This window comes from Lysobacter sp. P5_C4 (genome assembly GCF_054049695.1).
The window spans coordinates 139,414-154,461 of the sequence record NZ_JBFULX010000006.1 but is presented as its reverse complement, the minus strand read 5'-3'; the positions used below and the strand labels follow the sequence as shown (position 1 = coordinate 154,461).

Genomic DNA, 15,048 nt, shown 5'->3' with positions numbered 1-15,048 from the left:
GGCTGCGGCTGGCGCCATTGGCGACGCCAAAAACAAAACCGCGGCGCATCGCTGCGCCGCGGTTCGGGGATCGCTTATCGGCGCAGGCCGAGCTTCTCGATCAGGGCCTTGTAGCGCTCGTTGTCCTTGCGCTTGAGGTAGTCGAGGAGGCTGCGTCGACGGTTGACCATCATCAGCAGGCCACGACGGCTGTGGTGATCCTGCTTGTGCGTCTTGAAGTGGCCCGTGAGCTGCTCGATGCGGGCCGTGAGCAGGGCGACCTGGACTTCCGGCGAACCGGTGTCGTTGTCGCCGCGCTTGTGTTCGCTGATGACTTTCGCGGAATCGATGGACATTGCTTGCTAACTCCTGGATGCGAGGCTTGCAGGAACGACCGGAATGTCGCGACCGGTGCGCACCGCGTGCCCGCCTGTTGAGGGGACGACATAAGTGTTGCGATTGGAACAAATAGCCGCGGGATTGTAAGCCTCGCAGGCCTTTCAGGACAAGGGTTTAGACACGTTCGCCGCGGGTTGCCCGAGGGCCGCGGCCCACGTGAACAGGCGCTGCGGACGCAGCCGCCCTTCCCCGTCGACTTCGCCCAGGCCCAGTGCCCGCCCAGCTTCGTCGTACAGGGCGACGCTGCCGGGCTTGGTGCGGAATCCTTCGACCGCCTGCCCGCGCGCCAGCCGATGGGCCTGCGCGTCGCTGACATGCAGGCCCGGCCATGCGGCCATGCCGGTTTCGATCGGCAGCAGGCAGGCGTCGAGCATGCGTTCGCCGCGCTCGGCCAGTTCCTGCAGGGCTTCGAGGGTCCACATCCGCGGGTCGCGGAAGGGATCGACCCAGAGCCGACGCAGCTGCGCGACGTGGGCGCCGCACCCCAGCGCTTCGCCCAGGTCGCGCACGAGGCTGCGTACGTAGGTGCCCGACCCACATTCGACGCGCAGGCGCAGCAGCGGCATCTGGCCGTGCAGCAGGTCGGCGGAGGAAATGAGGTCGAAGGCGTGGACGTCGACCGGGCGCGGTTCAACTTCGACGATCTCGCCGCGGCGCGCGCGCGCGTACAGCGGTTCGCCGCCGCGCTTGAGCGCCGAATAGATCGGCGGGCGCTGCATCTGCGCCAGGCCGGTGAGCGTGCGCAGCGCGGTGTCGAGCTGCGCGATCGTGAGGTGTGGGACCGGGCGTTCGCGCAAGGGTTGGCCCTCGGCGTCGTCGGTGTCGGTGGTGATGCCCAGGTGCGCGACGGTTTCGTACGCCTTGCGCGCGCCCAGCAGGCCGCCGGCGATCTTGGTCGCTTCACCGAAACACACCGGCAGCAGGCCGGTGGCGAGCGGATCCAGGCTGCCGGTGTGGCCGGCCTTGTCCGCGCGGAACAGATGCCGCACGCGCTGCAGGGCCTGGTTGGAACTCAGGCCCTGGGGCTTGTCGAGCAAAAGGATTCCGTCGAGCTTCCGAAAGGATGTCTTCGGACCCGGCGACTTCAAGCGGCTCAGGCCTCGTCGCCCGGAGTCGGGGCGTCGCGCAGCAGCTGCTCGATGCGCTCGCCCTTGTCGACCGAATCGTCGTAATGGAAATGCAGCTCCGGCACGTGGCGCAGTTTCATTGCCTGTGCGAGCCGGTAGCGGATCTCGGGCGCGAGCGCGCTCAGCGCCTTCACCGTTTCCTTGGCCTTTTTGGGCTGCAGGACGGTGACGAACACCTTGGCGTGCGCCATGTCGCGCGTGACTTCGACGTCGGACACACTGGTCGACCCCAGGCCGTGCTCGCGCACGGCCGCGTGGACCAGCATGCCCAGCTCGCGACGGAGCTGGGCAGCGACGCGGTCGGTGCGATGGAAGCTTTTCTGCGCCATGGACACTGCACGCACGCCTTACAGCGTGCGCTGCACCTCGATGCGTTCGAAGCATTCGATCTGGTCGCCGGCCTTGACGTCGTTGTACGCCTTGACGCCGATGCCGCACTCGGTGCCGTTGCGCACTTCGTCGACGTTTTCCTTGAAGCGGCGCAGCGATTCGAGTTCGCCTTCGAAGACCACGGTGTTGTCGCGCAACACGCGGATCGGCTTGGTGCGCTTGACCACGCCCTCGATGACCATGCAACCGGCCACCGCGCCGAACTTCGAGCTGCGGAACACATCGCGCACCTGCGCGATGCCGATGATCTCTTCGCGGATCTCCTTGCCGAGCACGCCCGAGGCGATCTGCTTCACCTGGTCGATGACGTCGTAGATGATCGAGAAGTAACGCAGGTCGACGCCGTTGGATTCGATCACCTTGCGCGCCGAGGCATCGGCACGGACGTTGAAGCCGATGACCGTCGCCTTCGACGTGGCCGCAAGCGTTGCATCGGACTCGGTGATGCCGCCCACGCCGCCGCCGATCACGTTGATGCGGATCTGCGTGTTCGACAAACCGGTCAGCGCTTCGCGCAGGGCCTGCACCGAACCCTGTACGTCGGCCTTGACCAGCAGGTTGAGCGTCTGCTGCGCAGCGCCCTCGCCCATCTGCGCCATGATGTCTTCCATGCGGTTACCCGCCTGGCTGACGAGGCGCGTTTCGCGGCGCTTGGCATCGCGCTGCTGCGCGACGTCCTTCGCCAGGCGTTCGTCTTCGACCACGGTGAAGTCGTCGCCGGCATCGGGCACGCCCGACAGGCCGAGCACCTGCACCGGGATCGACGGCGCCGCTTCCGGCACCTGCTTGCCCGTTTCGTCGAACAGCGCGCGCACGCGGCCGTACTGGATGCCGCAGACCAGGTAATCGCCCTTGCGGAGCGTGCCCTGCTGCACGAGCACCGTCGCGACCGGGCCGCGGCCCTTGTCGAGCGAGGACTCGATCACCGTGCCGCTGGCGCGGCCTTCGCGGACGGCCGTGAGCTGGAGCACTTCGGCCTGCAGCGAGATCGCATCGAGCAGGTTGTCGACGCCCGAGCCGGTCTTGGCGGAGAGCTCGACCATCTGCGTATCGCCGCCGAACTCTTCGGCCACGATGCCCTGCGCGAGCAGGTCGTTCTTGATGCGCAGCGGATCGGCGCCCGGCTTGTCGATCTTGTTGACCGCGACGATCAACGGAACGCCCGCCGCCTTCGCGTGCTGCACCGCTTCGATCGTCTGCGGCATGACGCCGTCGTCGGCCGCGACCACCAGCACCACGATGTCGGTGATCTTCGCGCCGCGCGCACGCATCTGCGTGAACGCCGCGTGGCCCGGCGTGTCGAGGAAGCTGATCGTGCCGCGGTTGGTCTCGACGTGGTACGCGCCGATGTGCTGCGTGATGCCGCCGGCTTCGCCCGCGGCCACTTTCGTGGTGCGGATGTAGTCGAGCAGCGAGGTCTTGCCGTGGTCGACGTGGCCCATGATGGTGACCACCGGCGGACGCGATTCGCGCAGGCCCTGCTGGTCTTCGGTGTGCGCGAGCAAGACGTCTTCGACGTCGCCGGCATCCTCGTGCACGGCGCGGTGGCCGAGCTCTTCGGTCACGAGCACCGCGGTGTCGTGGTCGATGGACTGCGTGATCGTCGCCATGACGCCCATCTTGAACAGCTGCTTCACCACCTCGCCGCCCTTGAGCGCGAGCTTCTGGGCGAGATCGCCCACGGTGATGGCATCGCCGATGGCGATTTCGCGCACGATCGGCGCGGTCGGACGGGTGAAGCCCGTGCCGGTGCGCGACTGGTCGAGCGAACGACGCTGCTTCGGACGGCCGCGCGAGGCACCGCGGCGCGCACGTTCCTGCGCGCTCAGGTGCAACTGGCCCGCGAAGCGCGCGGCGTTGTCGTCGTCTTCGATCGAAGTGACCATCGCGTGCGAGCCGCGATTGGGTGCGCCGGCATTGCCCTTGCCCTTGTGCGCGGCGGCCTTGTCGTCCACGCGCGGCGCGGCCGGCTTCGGATGATGGCTGCCATGGTGGCCGGCCTTCGGCTTGGCGGACTCTTCGGCGACGACGGCTTCCGCGGCGGCGGCGGCAGCGGCGGCGGCCGCCTGGCGTTCGCGCTCGGCGGCTTCCTCTTCGAGGCGGCGGCGTTCATCGATGTCGGCCTTGCGCTTGGCGTCGGTCTCGGCGAGGCGCTGCTGTTCGCTGAGGTTGCGCTGGCGCGATTCCTCGAGCTTGCGCAGGATCTCGGCGCGCTCGGGATCGGCCTGGGCGATGGCGGCCTGCGCGGCGGGCGAGCTGTCGACTGCCGGGGCGCCGTCCGCGGGCCTTGCGTACGTGCGCTTCTGGCGGACCTCGACGGCCACGGTGCTCTTGGTGCGGCCGGAGGCGACCGTCACTTCCTGCACCTTGCGGCGGTTGAGCGTGATCTTCTTCGACGCGTCGCTTTCCTCGGCAGGGGCCTCGCCCTTGCCGTGCGTGCGCCGGAGGAAACCGAGGAGCTTCATCTTCTCGGTGCTGGTCACGACCTGGTCGGGACCGCTGAAGGCCATGCCCGCTTCGGACAGCTGCTCCAGCAGTTTCTCGACCGGCGTGTTCACCAGTTCGGCCAACTTGCGGATGGTGGTTTGCTGCGACATTCGGTGTCCGTTGGTGGCCCGGGGAGACATGCCCCGGGCTGGAAAGGGGGCGATTCTAGCGCGTGGGCCCGCAAGGGCCCGCCGCCGTCATTCGAACCAGTGCTTGCGCGCTTCCATGATCAGGGCGGCCGCGCGCTCGGCGTCCATGTCCTCGATGTCGGTGATCTCGTCGACCGCCATCTCGGCCAGGTCCTCGCGCGTGCGAACACCGCGGGCGGCGAGCAGGTAGGCGGTGGCTTCGTCCATGCCCGCCAGCGTGAGCAGGTCTTCGGCCGGCTGGTGCTCGTCGAGTTCCTCTTCGACGGCGAGCGCTTCGTTGAGCAGCGCATCGCGCGCACGGGCCCGCAGCTCTTCGACGATGTCCTCGTCGAAGCCCTCGACCGCGAGCAGTTCGCCGACCGGCACGTACGCGATTTCCTCGACCGTGGTGAAGCCTTCGGACACGAGGATGCCGGCGATTTCTTCGTCGACCTCGAGCTTCTCCATGAACAGCTGGCGCGCATTGGCCTGTTCGGCTTCGCTCTTGGCCTGCACCTGGTCGGCTGTCATTACGTTGAGCTGCCAGCCCGTGAGGCGGCTGGCGAGGCGCACGTTCTGCCCGCCCTTGCCGATGGCCTGCGCGAGGCGGTCTTCGGCCACCGCCAGGTCCATCGAATGCTTTTCTTCATCGACGATGATCGACTGGACTTCGGCAGGCGCCATCGCGTTGATGACGAACTGCGCGCTGTTGTCGCTCCACAGGATGATGTCCACGCGCTCGCCGTTGAGTTCGTTCGACACGGCCTGCACGCGCGAACCGCGCATGCCGATGCACGCGCCGATCGGATCGGTGCGGTGGTCGTGCGCGAGCACGGCGATCTTGGCGCGGTCACCCGGGTCGCGGGCGCAGGCCTTGATTTCCACCAGGCCCTGGCCGACTTCCGGCACTTCGAGCTTGAACAGCTCGATCATGAATTCCGGCGCGGCGCGGCTGATGAACAGCTGCGGGCCGCGGGGCTCGCTGCGCACGTCGTAGAGATAGCCGCGGACGCGGTCGCCGGCGCGCAGCACGTCGCGCGGGATGCCCTTGTCCTTCGGGATGAAGGCTTCGGCGTTGCCGCCGAGGTCGACGAAGATGTTGCCGCGCTCGGCGCGCTTGACGATGCCGGTGACGAGCTCGCCGACGCGATCCTTCCACGCATCCACGACCTGCGCACGCTCGGCTTCGCGCACGCGCTGCACGATGACTTGCTTGGCAGCCTGCGCGGCGATGCGGCCGAAGTCCGGGTTTTCGATCTGCTCTTCGATGTAGTCGCCGACTTCGGCGCCTTCGCTCTCGTCGACGGCATCCATCAGGCGGACCTGGCGATCGGGCGATTCCATGACCACGTCGTCGGCCACGACTTCCCAACGACGATAGGTTTCGTAGTTGCCGTCCTTCGGGTCGATCTGCACGCGCACGAGCACGTCCTGGTCGTGGTAGCGCTTCTTCGCGGCGGACGCCAGCGCGGCCTCGATGGCCTCGAAGATCACCGATTCCGGCACGCCCTTTTCGTTGGCGACGGCGTCGACGACAAGCAGGAGTTCTTTCGACATGTTGGTGTGTCTCTATGCGTCAATGTTGAATGTGGTTCGCGCCTGCGGCGCGCGTTACTTCTTGTTCGCTTGTTTCTTGCCGGGTTTCTTCGGCGCCATGCCCAGTGCTTCCCAATCCGGCACGAGCTTGGCTTTGTCGATGTTGTCGAAGGCCACTTCGAAGGGCTGGCCGTCCACGTCGAAGACGATCGCGTCGCCTTCGATCTTGTCGATGCGCCCCTGCAGGCGACGGCGGCCGTCCTGCGGAAGCTTCAGCCCGACCTTCGCCGACTGCCCCGCGAAGCGCACGAAATGCGAGAGCGCGAACAGCGGGCGGTCGATGCCGGGCGAGGACACTTCGAGCGTGTAGTTGCCGCTGATCGGGTCTTCGACATCGAGCTGCGCGGATACCTCGCGGCTCACCGCTTCGCATTCCTCGATGCCGATGTTGCGTTCGGCGGACTCGGCCTGCGGCACGTCGATGTACAGGCGCAACACCGCCCCGCCGGGGGACGGCAGGTATTCGGCGCCCAGCAACTCCAGGCCCATCGACGTTACGGTCGGGGCGAGCAGCGCCGAGATTTCATTCGCCTTGTCGGTCATCAGGTGCGGCCATCCTCGCGGCAATCCAATTGCCCTGGGTCCGGCCGGAGCCGGAAAACAACAAGGGGCCCGTCGGGCCCCTTGTCAGCAGCGGGAACGTGCATCGAAATGCAGCCCCACTGGATGTCGGCGCGGCGCGCCCGCAATGCGGGGCAGCCAGCGAGCCCGGCGGTCTCCCTGAAAGAAAAAAGGCTCCGAGGAGCCCTTGATCGCCAGCGGAGACGCTGGTTGCGGAAGACGAGGTCTACCGCCTGGAACGCCGCACAGTGTAGGCCCGAACGCCGGGGGTGGCAAGCGCAAGCGGCCGTGGCGCCGTTGCCGCCGGCCGGGGCGGTTCAGCCGGCAGCGTGCGGCTTCAGAAGAAGGTCGATTCGACGGCGAACAAGGCCATCACCAGCAGCGCGAGCATTGCGATCGCCCAGAGCGTGCCCGAAGTCGCGCTGCGGAAATCCGCATCGCGCTCCTCCTCCTGCTCGGCGCGCAGGGAGCGCCAGAGCCCGCCATGGCGACGGAGGACCACCTCCTGCCAGTTCGGGATCTCCTGCCGGCACGAGCCCAGCAAGGCATAGCGGCCGGTGATCGGCCCGCTGGTCCAGGAGCGCGTGTGGGCGTCGGCGACGGGGCAATGCTGGAACGCCCACACCATGCCGTCGAAATCGCATCCGACGTATTCCGCCCACGGGGGCGCATGGAAACCGAAGGGGCGCGCGCCGGCATGCCGGGCGTTGGCGGGGACGGTGGCGGTGCTGGCATCGATTCGCATGCCACAGATGTATCGAGTGCGATGTGCCGCGTGCATCGTCCTGAAGGGCAGCGGGATGCACGCCCGGACGACTGCGCTTCGCGTGCTGGCCGCACGGGGACGCCGTCAGCGCCTTTCCGCGGGGGGCAACGCCGGCGTATTCGCAATAATTTGTAGGCGAAACCCCAGCGTGTCGAGCACGCGCGCGAGCGTATCGAACGCCGGGTTGCCGTCTTCCGCGAGCGCCTTGTAAAGGCTCGCCCGCGTGAGGCCCGTGCGCGTGGCGAGTTCGCTCATGCCCCGTGCGCGCGCGACTTCGCCGATCGCCTTGAGGAAGAGCGCGGTGCCGCCTTCGTCGAAACAATCGGTGAGGTAGTTGGCCATGACGCCGTCACCGGCGAGAGGGCGGCCAGCGGCAAAACGATTGGCGTGGAACGTTTCCCTGTTGTTGCTCAATGCATCCATCCTCGTGCCGTGAATGCGTGCGGCGATGCCGGCGCACGCGATGTGCATGCAGCGTGCATGAGGCGTGAGATTCGTATCGCGAACTGGTTCGGAAACTGCTCGAAGGACGCGTCTGCCACGCGCGCTGCCATTTCTTCACGCTGCACATTCCACGCGCGCGCTTGAATCCAGGCATGGGCCGCATGGGACCGAAATACGCACACGCCGTCGAAACCGGCAGACGCGCCGCGCGCGCCCTGCCCCACTTCGCATGGCGCGATGCATGGCCGCTCATCGCCGAAGCGTGGGTCCTCGACGAGACCGCATCGCTGGATGAATCGATGCCCGCGATCCGCACAGGCTGGTGGGACGACCGCAGCCAGCGCGCGTGCAAGCAGGCGCGCACGTTGCTCGATGCAACCCGCGTTGACTGACGCGAAAACAAAAACGGCGACCCGTTTCCGGATCGCCGTCGTTGTTTGGTAGCGGGGGCAGGATTTGAACCTGCGACCTTCGGGTTATGAGCCCGACGAGCTGCCAGACTGCTCCACCCCGCATCAGGCCGCGCATTATGGTGAAGCCCTGCGGGGAATGCAACCCGCGCTTCTCCACGATTTGTTTCGGTTCAGCCGAATGCCGCCAGGCACCACGCCATGAGCGGGTTCCAGAAGATGCCCAGCACGAGGAGCAGCAGTGCATTCGCGCCGAAAACCACGCGCAGCGGGCGGTCTTCGCGCTCGCGCACGCCCTCGCCCACCGGCGCATCGAAATACATCACCTTGATCACGCGGATGTAATAGAACGCGCCGACCACTGCGAACACGATGCCCACGATCGCCAGCCACAGCATGTCGCCCTGGATGGCGGCGCGCAGCACCGCGAGCTTCGACCAGAAGCCGAGGAACGGCGGCACGCCCGCGAGCGAGGCCATCACGCACAGCACCAACCCGGCCATCCACGGATTGCGCGCATTGAGTCCCTTGAAGTCGTCGATCTCGTCGGCTTCGAAGCCCTTGCGCGACAACACCACGATCGCGCCGAACGCCGCGGCCGACATGATCGCGTAGGTGATCGCGTAGAACATCGCCGAAGCGAAGCCCTGCGGGCCGCCGCCGGCGATGCCGAGGAACAGGAAGCCCACGTGCGAGATCGTCGAATAGGCGAGCATGCGCTTGAGGTTGCTTTGCGCGAGCGCGATGAGATTCCCGATGGCGAGCGATGCGACCGCGAGGCCAGCGATCAGCAAACGCCATTGCGCATCGAGCGGGCCCGCGCCGAGTTCCAGCAGGCGATAGGCCATGCCGAACGCGGCGATCTTCGGCGCCGAACCGATGAACAGCGTGATCGGCGTCGGCGCACCGTGGTACACGTCCGGCAGCCACATGTGGAATGGCGCGGCACCGAACTTGAAGGCGATGCCCGCGACCATGAACACCAGGCCCGTCAGCAGCAGCCCGGGCGATGCCGAGCCCATCGCTTCGCGAATGCCGATCAGATCGAGCGTACCGGTCGCGCCGTACATCAGCGACATGCCGTACAGCAGCATGCCCGAGGCGAGCGAACCGAGGACGAAATACTTCATCGCCGCTTCCGACGCGAGCGGGCTGTCGCGGTCGGTCGCGACCAATGCGTACTGGCACAGCGCCAGCATTTCCAGGCCGAGGTACACCATCACCAGGCTGCCCGCCGACACCATCAGCATCATGCCGGCGGTGGCGAACAGCACGAGGATCGGGATTTCGCCCTTGTACAGGCCGCGCTCGCGCAGGAACGGCCAGATGTACACCAGCGACAAGGCCGCCACGATGCAGGTAAAGAACTTCATGACGTCCGCCGCGATGTCGCGGATGAACATCCCGTTGAGCACCGTGCCCTGCCCGCCCGTGCCGAAACCGATCATCGTGGCGACGATGGCCAGCACGGCGATGCTCGCCACATGCGTGATCCAGCGTTGGCGTTCGTCGAGGAACAGGTCGAGCATCAGCAACGCGAACGCAGCGCCGACCAGCACCAGTTCGGGCAGCAGCGGCAACAGTTCGGCGGCGGTGGGCATATTCGGGGTCATGCTGGCTCTCTGATCACAGCTTGCTGGCCGCGAGCTGGCTCGCGAGCTGGGCGATGGAGGGCTCCATCAGGTCGGTCAGCGGCTTGGGGTACACGCCGAGCAGCAGCACGCCGGCGGCGAAGGTGCCCAGCACGATCCACTCGCGCATGTTGATGTCTTCCAACTCGGCGACGTGCGCATTCGCCACTTCGCCGAAGATCACGCGCTTGATCAGCCACAGCGTGTACGCCGCACCGGTGATCAGCGTGGTCGCCGCGCCGAAGGCGAGCAGCGGATGCTGCTGGAAGCTGGCCAGGATCACCATGAACTCGCCGATGAAGCCCGACGTGCCCGGCAAACCCGAGTTCGCCATGCCGAACAACACCATGAACATCGCGAACCACGGCATCGTATTCGCCACGCCACCGTAGTCGCGGATCATGCGCGTGTGCATGCGGTCGTACAGCACGCCGACGCAGGAGAACATCGCGCCGGAGATGAAGCCGTGCGAAATCATCTGCACCATGCCGCCCTGCAGGCCCAGGCGCGCGGCGTCGAGGTTGCCGGTGTCGCGCACGAGCGAGAAGGCAATGAACGTACCGAGGGTGACGAAGCCCATGTGCGAAATCGACGAGTAGGCGATCAGCTTCTTCATGTCGTCCTGCACCAGGGCGACAAGGCCGATGTAGATGATGGCGATCAACGACAACGCGATCACCACCCACGCGAATTCATGGCCGGCGTCGGGCACGATCGGCAGCGTGAAGCGCAGGAAGCCGTATCCGCCGATCTTCAGCATGATCGCGGCCAGGATCACCGAGCCGCCGGTCGGCGCTTCCACGTGCGCATCGGGCAACCACGTGTGCACCGGGAACATCGGCACCTTCACCGAGAACGCGGCCAGGAACGCGAAGAACAACCAGGTCTGCTCGCGCATGGTCAGCGGCACCGCGGCCATGTCCGCGAGCTGCCAGCTGCCCCCCTTCAGATACAGATAGATGATGCCGACCAGCATGAACACCGACCCGAGGAAGGTGTACAGGAAGAACTTGATCGACGCGTACACGCGCCGCGGGCCGCCCCACACGCCGATGATGATGAACATCGGGATGAGCATCGCCTCGAAGAACACGTAGAACAGCATGCCGTCGAGCGCGGAGAACACGCCGATCATCAGGCCTTCGAGGATCAGGAACGCGGCGACGTACTGGTTCACGCGATCGTCGATCGAACCCCATGCGCCGATCAGCACCAGCACGGTGGTCAGCGTCGTCAGCCCGATCAACGCGACCGAAATGCCGTCGGCGCCGAGTGCGTAACGGATGTCGTAGGCCGGGATCCACGCATGCTGTTCGACGAACTGCATGCTCGCGTTGGACATGTCGAAACCGCTGAACAGCGGGATCGACAGGCCCAGGCACAGCAACGCCGTGCCGATCGCCAGCCAGCGCGCGGCTTGCGCGCGTTGCTGCCCGAGCATCAGCGCGAGCGCGCCGCCGAGGATCGGCAGCCAGATCAACAGACTCAGCAGGGGCGCGTTCGCCACGTGTTCGATTCCATGCAAGGTGGGCGCGGGGTCTTCAGACCCAGAGCTTTTGGATCACTGCCAACAGCACGATCAATCCGACGATCATCGCGAAGGCGTAGTGGTACAGGTAACCGGACTGGACCTGGCGCACGATGCCCGACACCAGCCCGACCACGCGGGCGCTGCCGTTCACCACGACGCCATCGATCAGGTTCGAATCGACCGCGCGCGACGCCTGTCCGAGGGCGAGTCCGCCGCCGGCGAAGCCGTCGATCCACAGGTCGTCCATGAAGTACTTGCGCTCCAGCACGCGCACCGGCCAGCGCAGCGCGTGCGCGATCTTGCCCGGCAGGTCGGGGCGGAACACGTACAGGATCGTGGCGAGCACGAAACCGGCGAAGGCGAGCCAGAAGGCCGGCGCCATGAAGCCGTGCAGCGCGAACGCCAGCGGCCCGTGCCATTCCTCGGCCAGCTTCGACAACACATCGTGTTCCGGCAGCACTTCGATCGCACCGGTGAAGTACGACGCGATCTTCTCGTGGCCGAGCCAATCGGTGCCGAACAACATCGGACCCGCGGTGAAGTAGCCGATGACGATCGACGGGATCGCGAGCAGGATCAGCGGCAGCGTCACCACCCACGGTGATTCGTGCGGCGTGTGCGCATGGTCGTCGTGTCCATGTGCAGCGTCGTGCGCGTCGTGCGAATGCGAAATCGCGTCTTCGTGCTCGGTCGAATCCGCTTCCGGCGCAATGTAATGGTCGGGCGCCGGATCGTTCCAGCGCTCCCTGCCGTGGAAGGTCAGGTACAGCAGGCGGAAGCTGTAGAACGAAGTGACGAACGCGCCGAGCAGCACGGCCCAGTAGGCGTACGTCGCAACCCAGTGATGCGCCTCGTGCGCATGCTCGGCCGCCGCTTCGATGATCGTGTCCTTCGAATAGAAGCCGCTGAAGAACGGCGTGCCGACCAGGGCCAGCGTGCCGATGACCATCGTCCAGTAGGTGATGGGCATGTACTTCTTCAGGCCGCCCATCCGGCGCATGTCCTGCTCGTGGTGCATGCCGATGATCACCGAGCCGGCACCGAGGAACAGCAGCGCCTTGAAGAATGCGTGCGTCATCAGGTGGTACACGCCGGCCGAATACGCCGACACGCCGAGCGCGACCGTCATGTAGCCGAGCTGCGAGAGCGTGGAATACGCCACCACGCGCTTGATGTCGTTCTGCACCATGCCGATCAGGCCGGTCCAGAACGCGGTGGTCGCGCCGATGAACAGCACGAAGCCCAGCGCCGCCGGCGAGAGTTCGAACAGCGGCGACATGCGCGCCACCATGAAGATGCCCGCGGTCACCATCGTCGCTGCGTGGATCAGCGCGGAGATCGGCGTCGGGCCTTCCATCGAATCGGGCAGCCACACGTGCAGCGGCACCTGCGCCGACTTGCCCATCGCACCGATGAACAGGCACACGCAGATGACGGTCGCGACCGACCAGGCATGGCCCGGCAGGAATTCGAACACTTCGCCTGCGCCGATGGTCGAAGCCGCATTCGCGAACACCGTTGCGTAATCCAGCGTGCCGAACCAATACAGCACGCCCGCGATGCCCAGCAGGAAGCCGAAGTCGCCGACGCGGTTGACCAGGAAGGCCTTGAGGTTGGCGAAGATCGCCGTGGGGCGCTTGAACCAGAAACCGATCAGCAGGTACGAAACCAGGCCCACCGCTTCCCAGCCGAAGAACAGCTGCAGGAAGTTGTTGCTCATCACCAGCATGAGCATCGAGAAGGTGAACAGCGAGATGTAGCTGAAGAACCGCTGGTAACCCGGGTCTTCCTCCATGTAGCCGATCGTGTAGACGTGCACGAGCAGCGAGACGAAGGTGACCACGACCATCATCATCGCGGTGAGCTTGTCGATCATGAAGCCGACGTGCGCGTTGTAGCCGCCGATCTCGAACCAGGTGTAGAGGTTCTGGTTGAACGGCGCGGCGCCCTGCCACGCCAGTTGCCACAGCACGTACATCGACAGCGCGCAGCTCAGCGCCACGCCCGCGATGGTCACGGTGTGGGCGCCGACGCGGCCGATGCGGCGGCCGAACAGGCCGGCGAGGATCGCGCCGATCAGCGGCGCGAGCACGATCGCGACGAGCATCGACTTGGAGAGGGTGAATTCAACGGGCGGCATCGGTCAGCCCTTCAAGGAGTCGATTTCGGCGACGTTGATCGAGCGCCGGTTGCGGAACAGCGTGACGAGGATGGCCAGGCCAATCGCGGCTTCCGCCGCGGCCACCGTCAGGATGAAGAACACGAACACCTGCCCGGAGGCATCGCCCAGCTCGCGCGAAAACGCGACGAAGTTGATGTTGACCGCGAGCAGCATCAGCTCGATGGACATCAGCAGGACGATGATGTTCTTCCGGTTGAGGAAGATGCCCGCCACGGCGATGCAGAACAGCGCGGCGCCGAGGAAGAGGAAATGCCCGAGCGAAAGGGTCCCGATCATGGCGTGCCCTCCTCCGGCGTCGCGGACGGTTTGGTGGCTTCCATTTTCACCATGCGCAGGCGGTCCGAAGCGCGCACGCGCGCCTGGTCGGCCGGGTTCTGGTGCTTGACGCCGCCACGGCGGCGCAGCGTGAGCATGACCGCGGCGACGACCGCGATGGTCAGGATCACCGCGGCCACTTCGAAGGGCAGCAGGAACTGCGTGAACAACGCACGCGCCAGCCACGTCGTGTTGGGGATGTCGGCGGCGGCCGCGGCGTCGGGCGCGAGCGGCGTCTGCACGAGCACCTTCACCCCGATCAACAGGCAGATCTCGACCAGCATCACGATCGCGACGACCAGGCCGATCGGCAGGTAGCGCACGAAGCCTTCGCGCAAGGGTTCGACGTCGATGTCGAGCATCATCACGACGAACAGGAACAACACCATCACCGCGCCGACGTACACCAGGATGAGCGCGATCCCGAGGAACTCGGCACCGGCCAGCAACCACGTGCAGGCAACGGAGAAGAAGGTCAGCACCAGCAACAGCGCGGCCTGCACCGTATTTCGGACGCTGATGACACCGATGGCCGAAGCGATGGCCAGGGTGGCGAAGGCATAGAACGTGAGGGTCGTGAAATCCATGCGTGCCTCAGCGATACGGTGCGTCGGCCGCGCGGCGCGCGGCGATCTCGGCTTCGAGGCGGTCGCCGATCGCCAGCAACTGCGGCTTGGTCACGATGTTCTGTCCGCGCTTGTCGAAGTGGTATTCGTGGATGTGCGTCTCGACGATCGAATCCACCGGGCACGATTCCTCGCAGAACCCGCAGTAGATGCACTTGAACAGGTCGATGTCGTAACGCGTGGTGCGGCGCGTGCCGTCCTCGCGCTGCTCGGAGTCGATGGTGATCGCCAGCGCCGGGCACACCGCCTCGCACAGCTTGCACGCGATGCAGCGCTCTTCCCCGTTGGGATAGCGGCGCAGCGCATGCAGGCCACGGAAGCGCGGCGACTGCGGCGTCTTTTCCATCGGGTACATCAGCGTGTACTTCGGACGGAACAGATACTTGCCGGTGAGAAGCAGGCCCTGGGCCAGCTCGATCAGCAGCAAACTCTTGAGAAAGCCGATCACTCTTGAAGTCTGGATGCGAGTCATGCCC

General features: G+C 66.0%; 15 protein-coding genes and 1 tRNA gene. 1 reads left to right on the top strand and 15 read right to left on the bottom strand.

What is annotated here, in order from left to right:
- Window positions 1-74 precede the first annotated feature (74 nt).
- From rpsO to ACXJJ8_RS14525, 8 genes are all read right to left on the bottom strand, one after another.
- Entirely contained in the window at window positions 75-335 is a 261-nt protein-coding gene (rpsO, locus tag ACXJJ8_RS14560; RefSeq protein ID WP_232897984.1) for a 30S ribosomal protein S15, read from the bottom strand.
- A 144-nt stretch (window positions 336-479) separates the two neighbouring features.
- The gene (gene truB / locus ACXJJ8_RS14555; RefSeq protein WP_499031457.1) at window positions 480-1,466 is read right to left on the bottom strand and encodes a tRNA pseudouridine(55) synthase TruB; all 987 of its coding nucleotides are present in this window, start codon (window positions 1,464-1,466) and stop codon (window positions 480-482) included.
- A gap of 5 nt (window positions 1,467-1,471) precedes the next feature.
- Entirely contained in the window at window positions 1,472-1,834 is a 363-nt protein-coding gene (gene rbfA / locus ACXJJ8_RS14550) for a 30S ribosome-binding factor RbfA (protein ID WP_499031509.1), read from the bottom strand.
- A gap of 18 nt (window positions 1,835-1,852) precedes the next feature.
- Window positions 1,853-4,492 (bottom strand): translation initiation factor IF-2, encoded by a 2,640-nt coding sequence (gene infB, locus ACXJJ8_RS14545; RefSeq protein WP_499031454.1) that lies wholly within the window; start codon window positions 4,490-4,492, stop codon window positions 1,853-1,855.
- An 87-nt stretch (window positions 4,493-4,579) separates the two neighbouring features.
- Entirely contained in the window at window positions 4,580-6,067 is a 1,488-nt protein-coding gene (gene nusA, locus ACXJJ8_RS14540) for a transcription termination factor NusA (protein WP_499031451.1), read from the bottom strand.
- Window positions 6,068-6,121: 54 nt separating this feature from the next.
- A complete protein-coding gene (rimP, locus tag ACXJJ8_RS14535; protein WP_499031448.1) occupies window positions 6,122-6,649 on the bottom strand; it encodes a ribosome maturation factor RimP in 528 nt (175 codons plus the stop codon).
- Window positions 6,650-7,004: 355 nt separating this feature from the next.
- Entirely contained in the window at window positions 7,005-7,412 is a 408-nt protein-coding gene (locus tag ACXJJ8_RS14530) for a hypothetical protein (protein WP_499031444.1), read from the bottom strand.
- A 105-nt stretch (window positions 7,413-7,517) separates the two neighbouring features.
- A complete protein-coding gene (locus tag ACXJJ8_RS14525) occupies window positions 7,518-7,856 on the bottom strand; it encodes an addiction module antidote protein (RefSeq protein ID WP_499031506.1) in 339 nt (112 codons plus the stop codon).
- A gap of 173 nt (window positions 7,857-8,029) precedes the next feature.
- Here ACXJJ8_RS14525 and ACXJJ8_RS14520 point away from each other — a divergent pair, with 173 nt between their 5' ends.
- The gene (locus ACXJJ8_RS14520; protein WP_499031441.1) at window positions 8,030-8,269 is read left to right on the top strand and encodes a hypothetical protein; all 240 of its coding nucleotides are present in this window, start codon (window positions 8,030-8,032) and stop codon (window positions 8,267-8,269) included.
- A 46-nt stretch (window positions 8,270-8,315) separates the two neighbouring features.
- Here the strand turns inward: ACXJJ8_RS14520 and ACXJJ8_RS14515 are convergent.
- From ACXJJ8_RS14515 to nuoI, 7 genes are all read right to left on the bottom strand, one after another.
- Window positions 8,316-8,392: transfer RNA gene (locus ACXJJ8_RS14515), tRNA-Met, on the bottom strand.
- Between the two features lie 68 nt (window positions 8,393-8,460).
- Complete coding sequence (nuoN, locus tag ACXJJ8_RS14510; RefSeq protein ID WP_499031439.1) at window positions 8,461-9,900, bottom strand: NADH-quinone oxidoreductase subunit NuoN; 1,440 nt, start codon at window positions 9,898-9,900, stop codon at window positions 8,461-8,463.
- 13 nt (window positions 9,901-9,913) lie between these two features.
- Window positions 9,914-11,425 carry an NADH-quinone oxidoreductase subunit M gene (locus ACXJJ8_RS14505; RefSeq protein WP_499031437.1) on the bottom strand — a complete coding sequence of 504 codons (1,512 nt, stop codon included), beginning with the start codon at window positions 11,423-11,425 and terminating at the stop codon, window positions 9,914-9,916.
- Window positions 11,426-11,459: 34 nt separating this feature from the next.
- Window positions 11,460-13,589, bottom strand: a complete 2,130-nt coding sequence (gene nuoL / locus ACXJJ8_RS14500) for an NADH-quinone oxidoreductase subunit L (protein WP_499031435.1) — start codon at window positions 13,587-13,589, stop codon at window positions 11,460-11,462.
- 3 nt (window positions 13,590-13,592) lie between these two features.
- Window positions 13,593-13,907, bottom strand: a complete 315-nt coding sequence (gene nuoK, locus ACXJJ8_RS14495; RefSeq protein ID WP_499031432.1) for an NADH-quinone oxidoreductase subunit NuoK — start codon at window positions 13,905-13,907, stop codon at window positions 13,593-13,595.
- Window positions 13,904-14,533 (bottom strand): NADH-quinone oxidoreductase subunit J, encoded by a 630-nt coding sequence (locus ACXJJ8_RS14490; protein WP_499031429.1) that lies wholly within the window; start codon window positions 14,531-14,533, stop codon window positions 13,904-13,906. The genes nuoK and ACXJJ8_RS14490 overlap by 4 nt, the downstream gene beginning before the upstream one ends.
- 7 nt (window positions 14,534-14,540) lie before the next feature.
- Complete coding sequence (gene nuoI / locus ACXJJ8_RS14485) at window positions 14,541-15,044, bottom strand: NADH-quinone oxidoreductase subunit NuoI (protein WP_499031426.1); 504 nt, start codon at window positions 15,042-15,044, stop codon at window positions 14,541-14,543.
- Between the last annotated feature and the right edge of the window lie 4 nt (window positions 15,045-15,048).

Coding starts and splice junctions, on each gene's coding strand:
- rpsO (WP_232897984.1), bottom strand. CDS start 335: ATGTCCATCGATTCCGCGAAAGTCATCAGCGAACACAAGCGCGGCGAC.
- ACXJJ8_RS14520 (WP_499031441.1), top strand. CDS start 8,030: ATGGGCCGCATGGGACCGAAATACGCACACGCCGTCGAAACCGGCAGA.
- ACXJJ8_RS14530 (WP_499031444.1), bottom strand. CDS start 7,412: ATGCGAATCGATGCCAGCACCGCCACCGTCCCCGCCAACGCCCGGCAT.
- infB (WP_499031454.1), bottom strand. CDS start 4,492: ATGTCGCAGCAAACCACCATCCGCAAGTTGGCCGAACTGGTGAACACG.
- nuoK (WP_499031432.1), bottom strand. CDS start 13,907: ATGATCGGGACCCTTTCGCTCGGGCATTTCCTCTTCCTCGGCGCCGCG.
- ACXJJ8_RS14525 (WP_499031506.1), bottom strand. CDS start 7,856: ATGGATGCATTGAGCAACAACAGGGAAACGTTCCACGCCAATCGTTTT.
- rbfA (WP_499031509.1), bottom strand. CDS start 1,834: ATGGCGCAGAAAAGCTTCCATCGCACCGACCGCGTCGCTGCCCAGCTC.
- nuoL (WP_499031435.1), bottom strand. CDS start 13,589: ATGCCGCCCGTTGAATTCACCCTCTCCAAGTCGATGCTCGTCGCGATC.
- nuoN (WP_499031439.1), bottom strand. CDS start 9,900: ATGACCCCGAATATGCCCACCGCCGCCGAACTGTTGCCGCTGCTGCCC.
- rimP (WP_499031448.1), bottom strand. CDS start 6,649: ATGACCGACAAGGCGAATGAAATCTCGGCGCTGCTCGCCCCGACCGTA.
- nuoI (WP_499031426.1), bottom strand. CDS start 15,044: ATGACTCGCATCCAGACTTCAAGAGTGATCGGCTTTCTCAAGAGTTTG.
- ACXJJ8_RS14490 (WP_499031429.1), bottom strand. CDS start 14,533: ATGGATTTCACGACCCTCACGTTCTATGCCTTCGCCACCCTGGCCATC.
- nusA (WP_499031451.1), bottom strand. CDS start 6,067: ATGTCGAAAGAACTCCTGCTTGTCGTCGACGCCGTCGCCAACGAAAAG.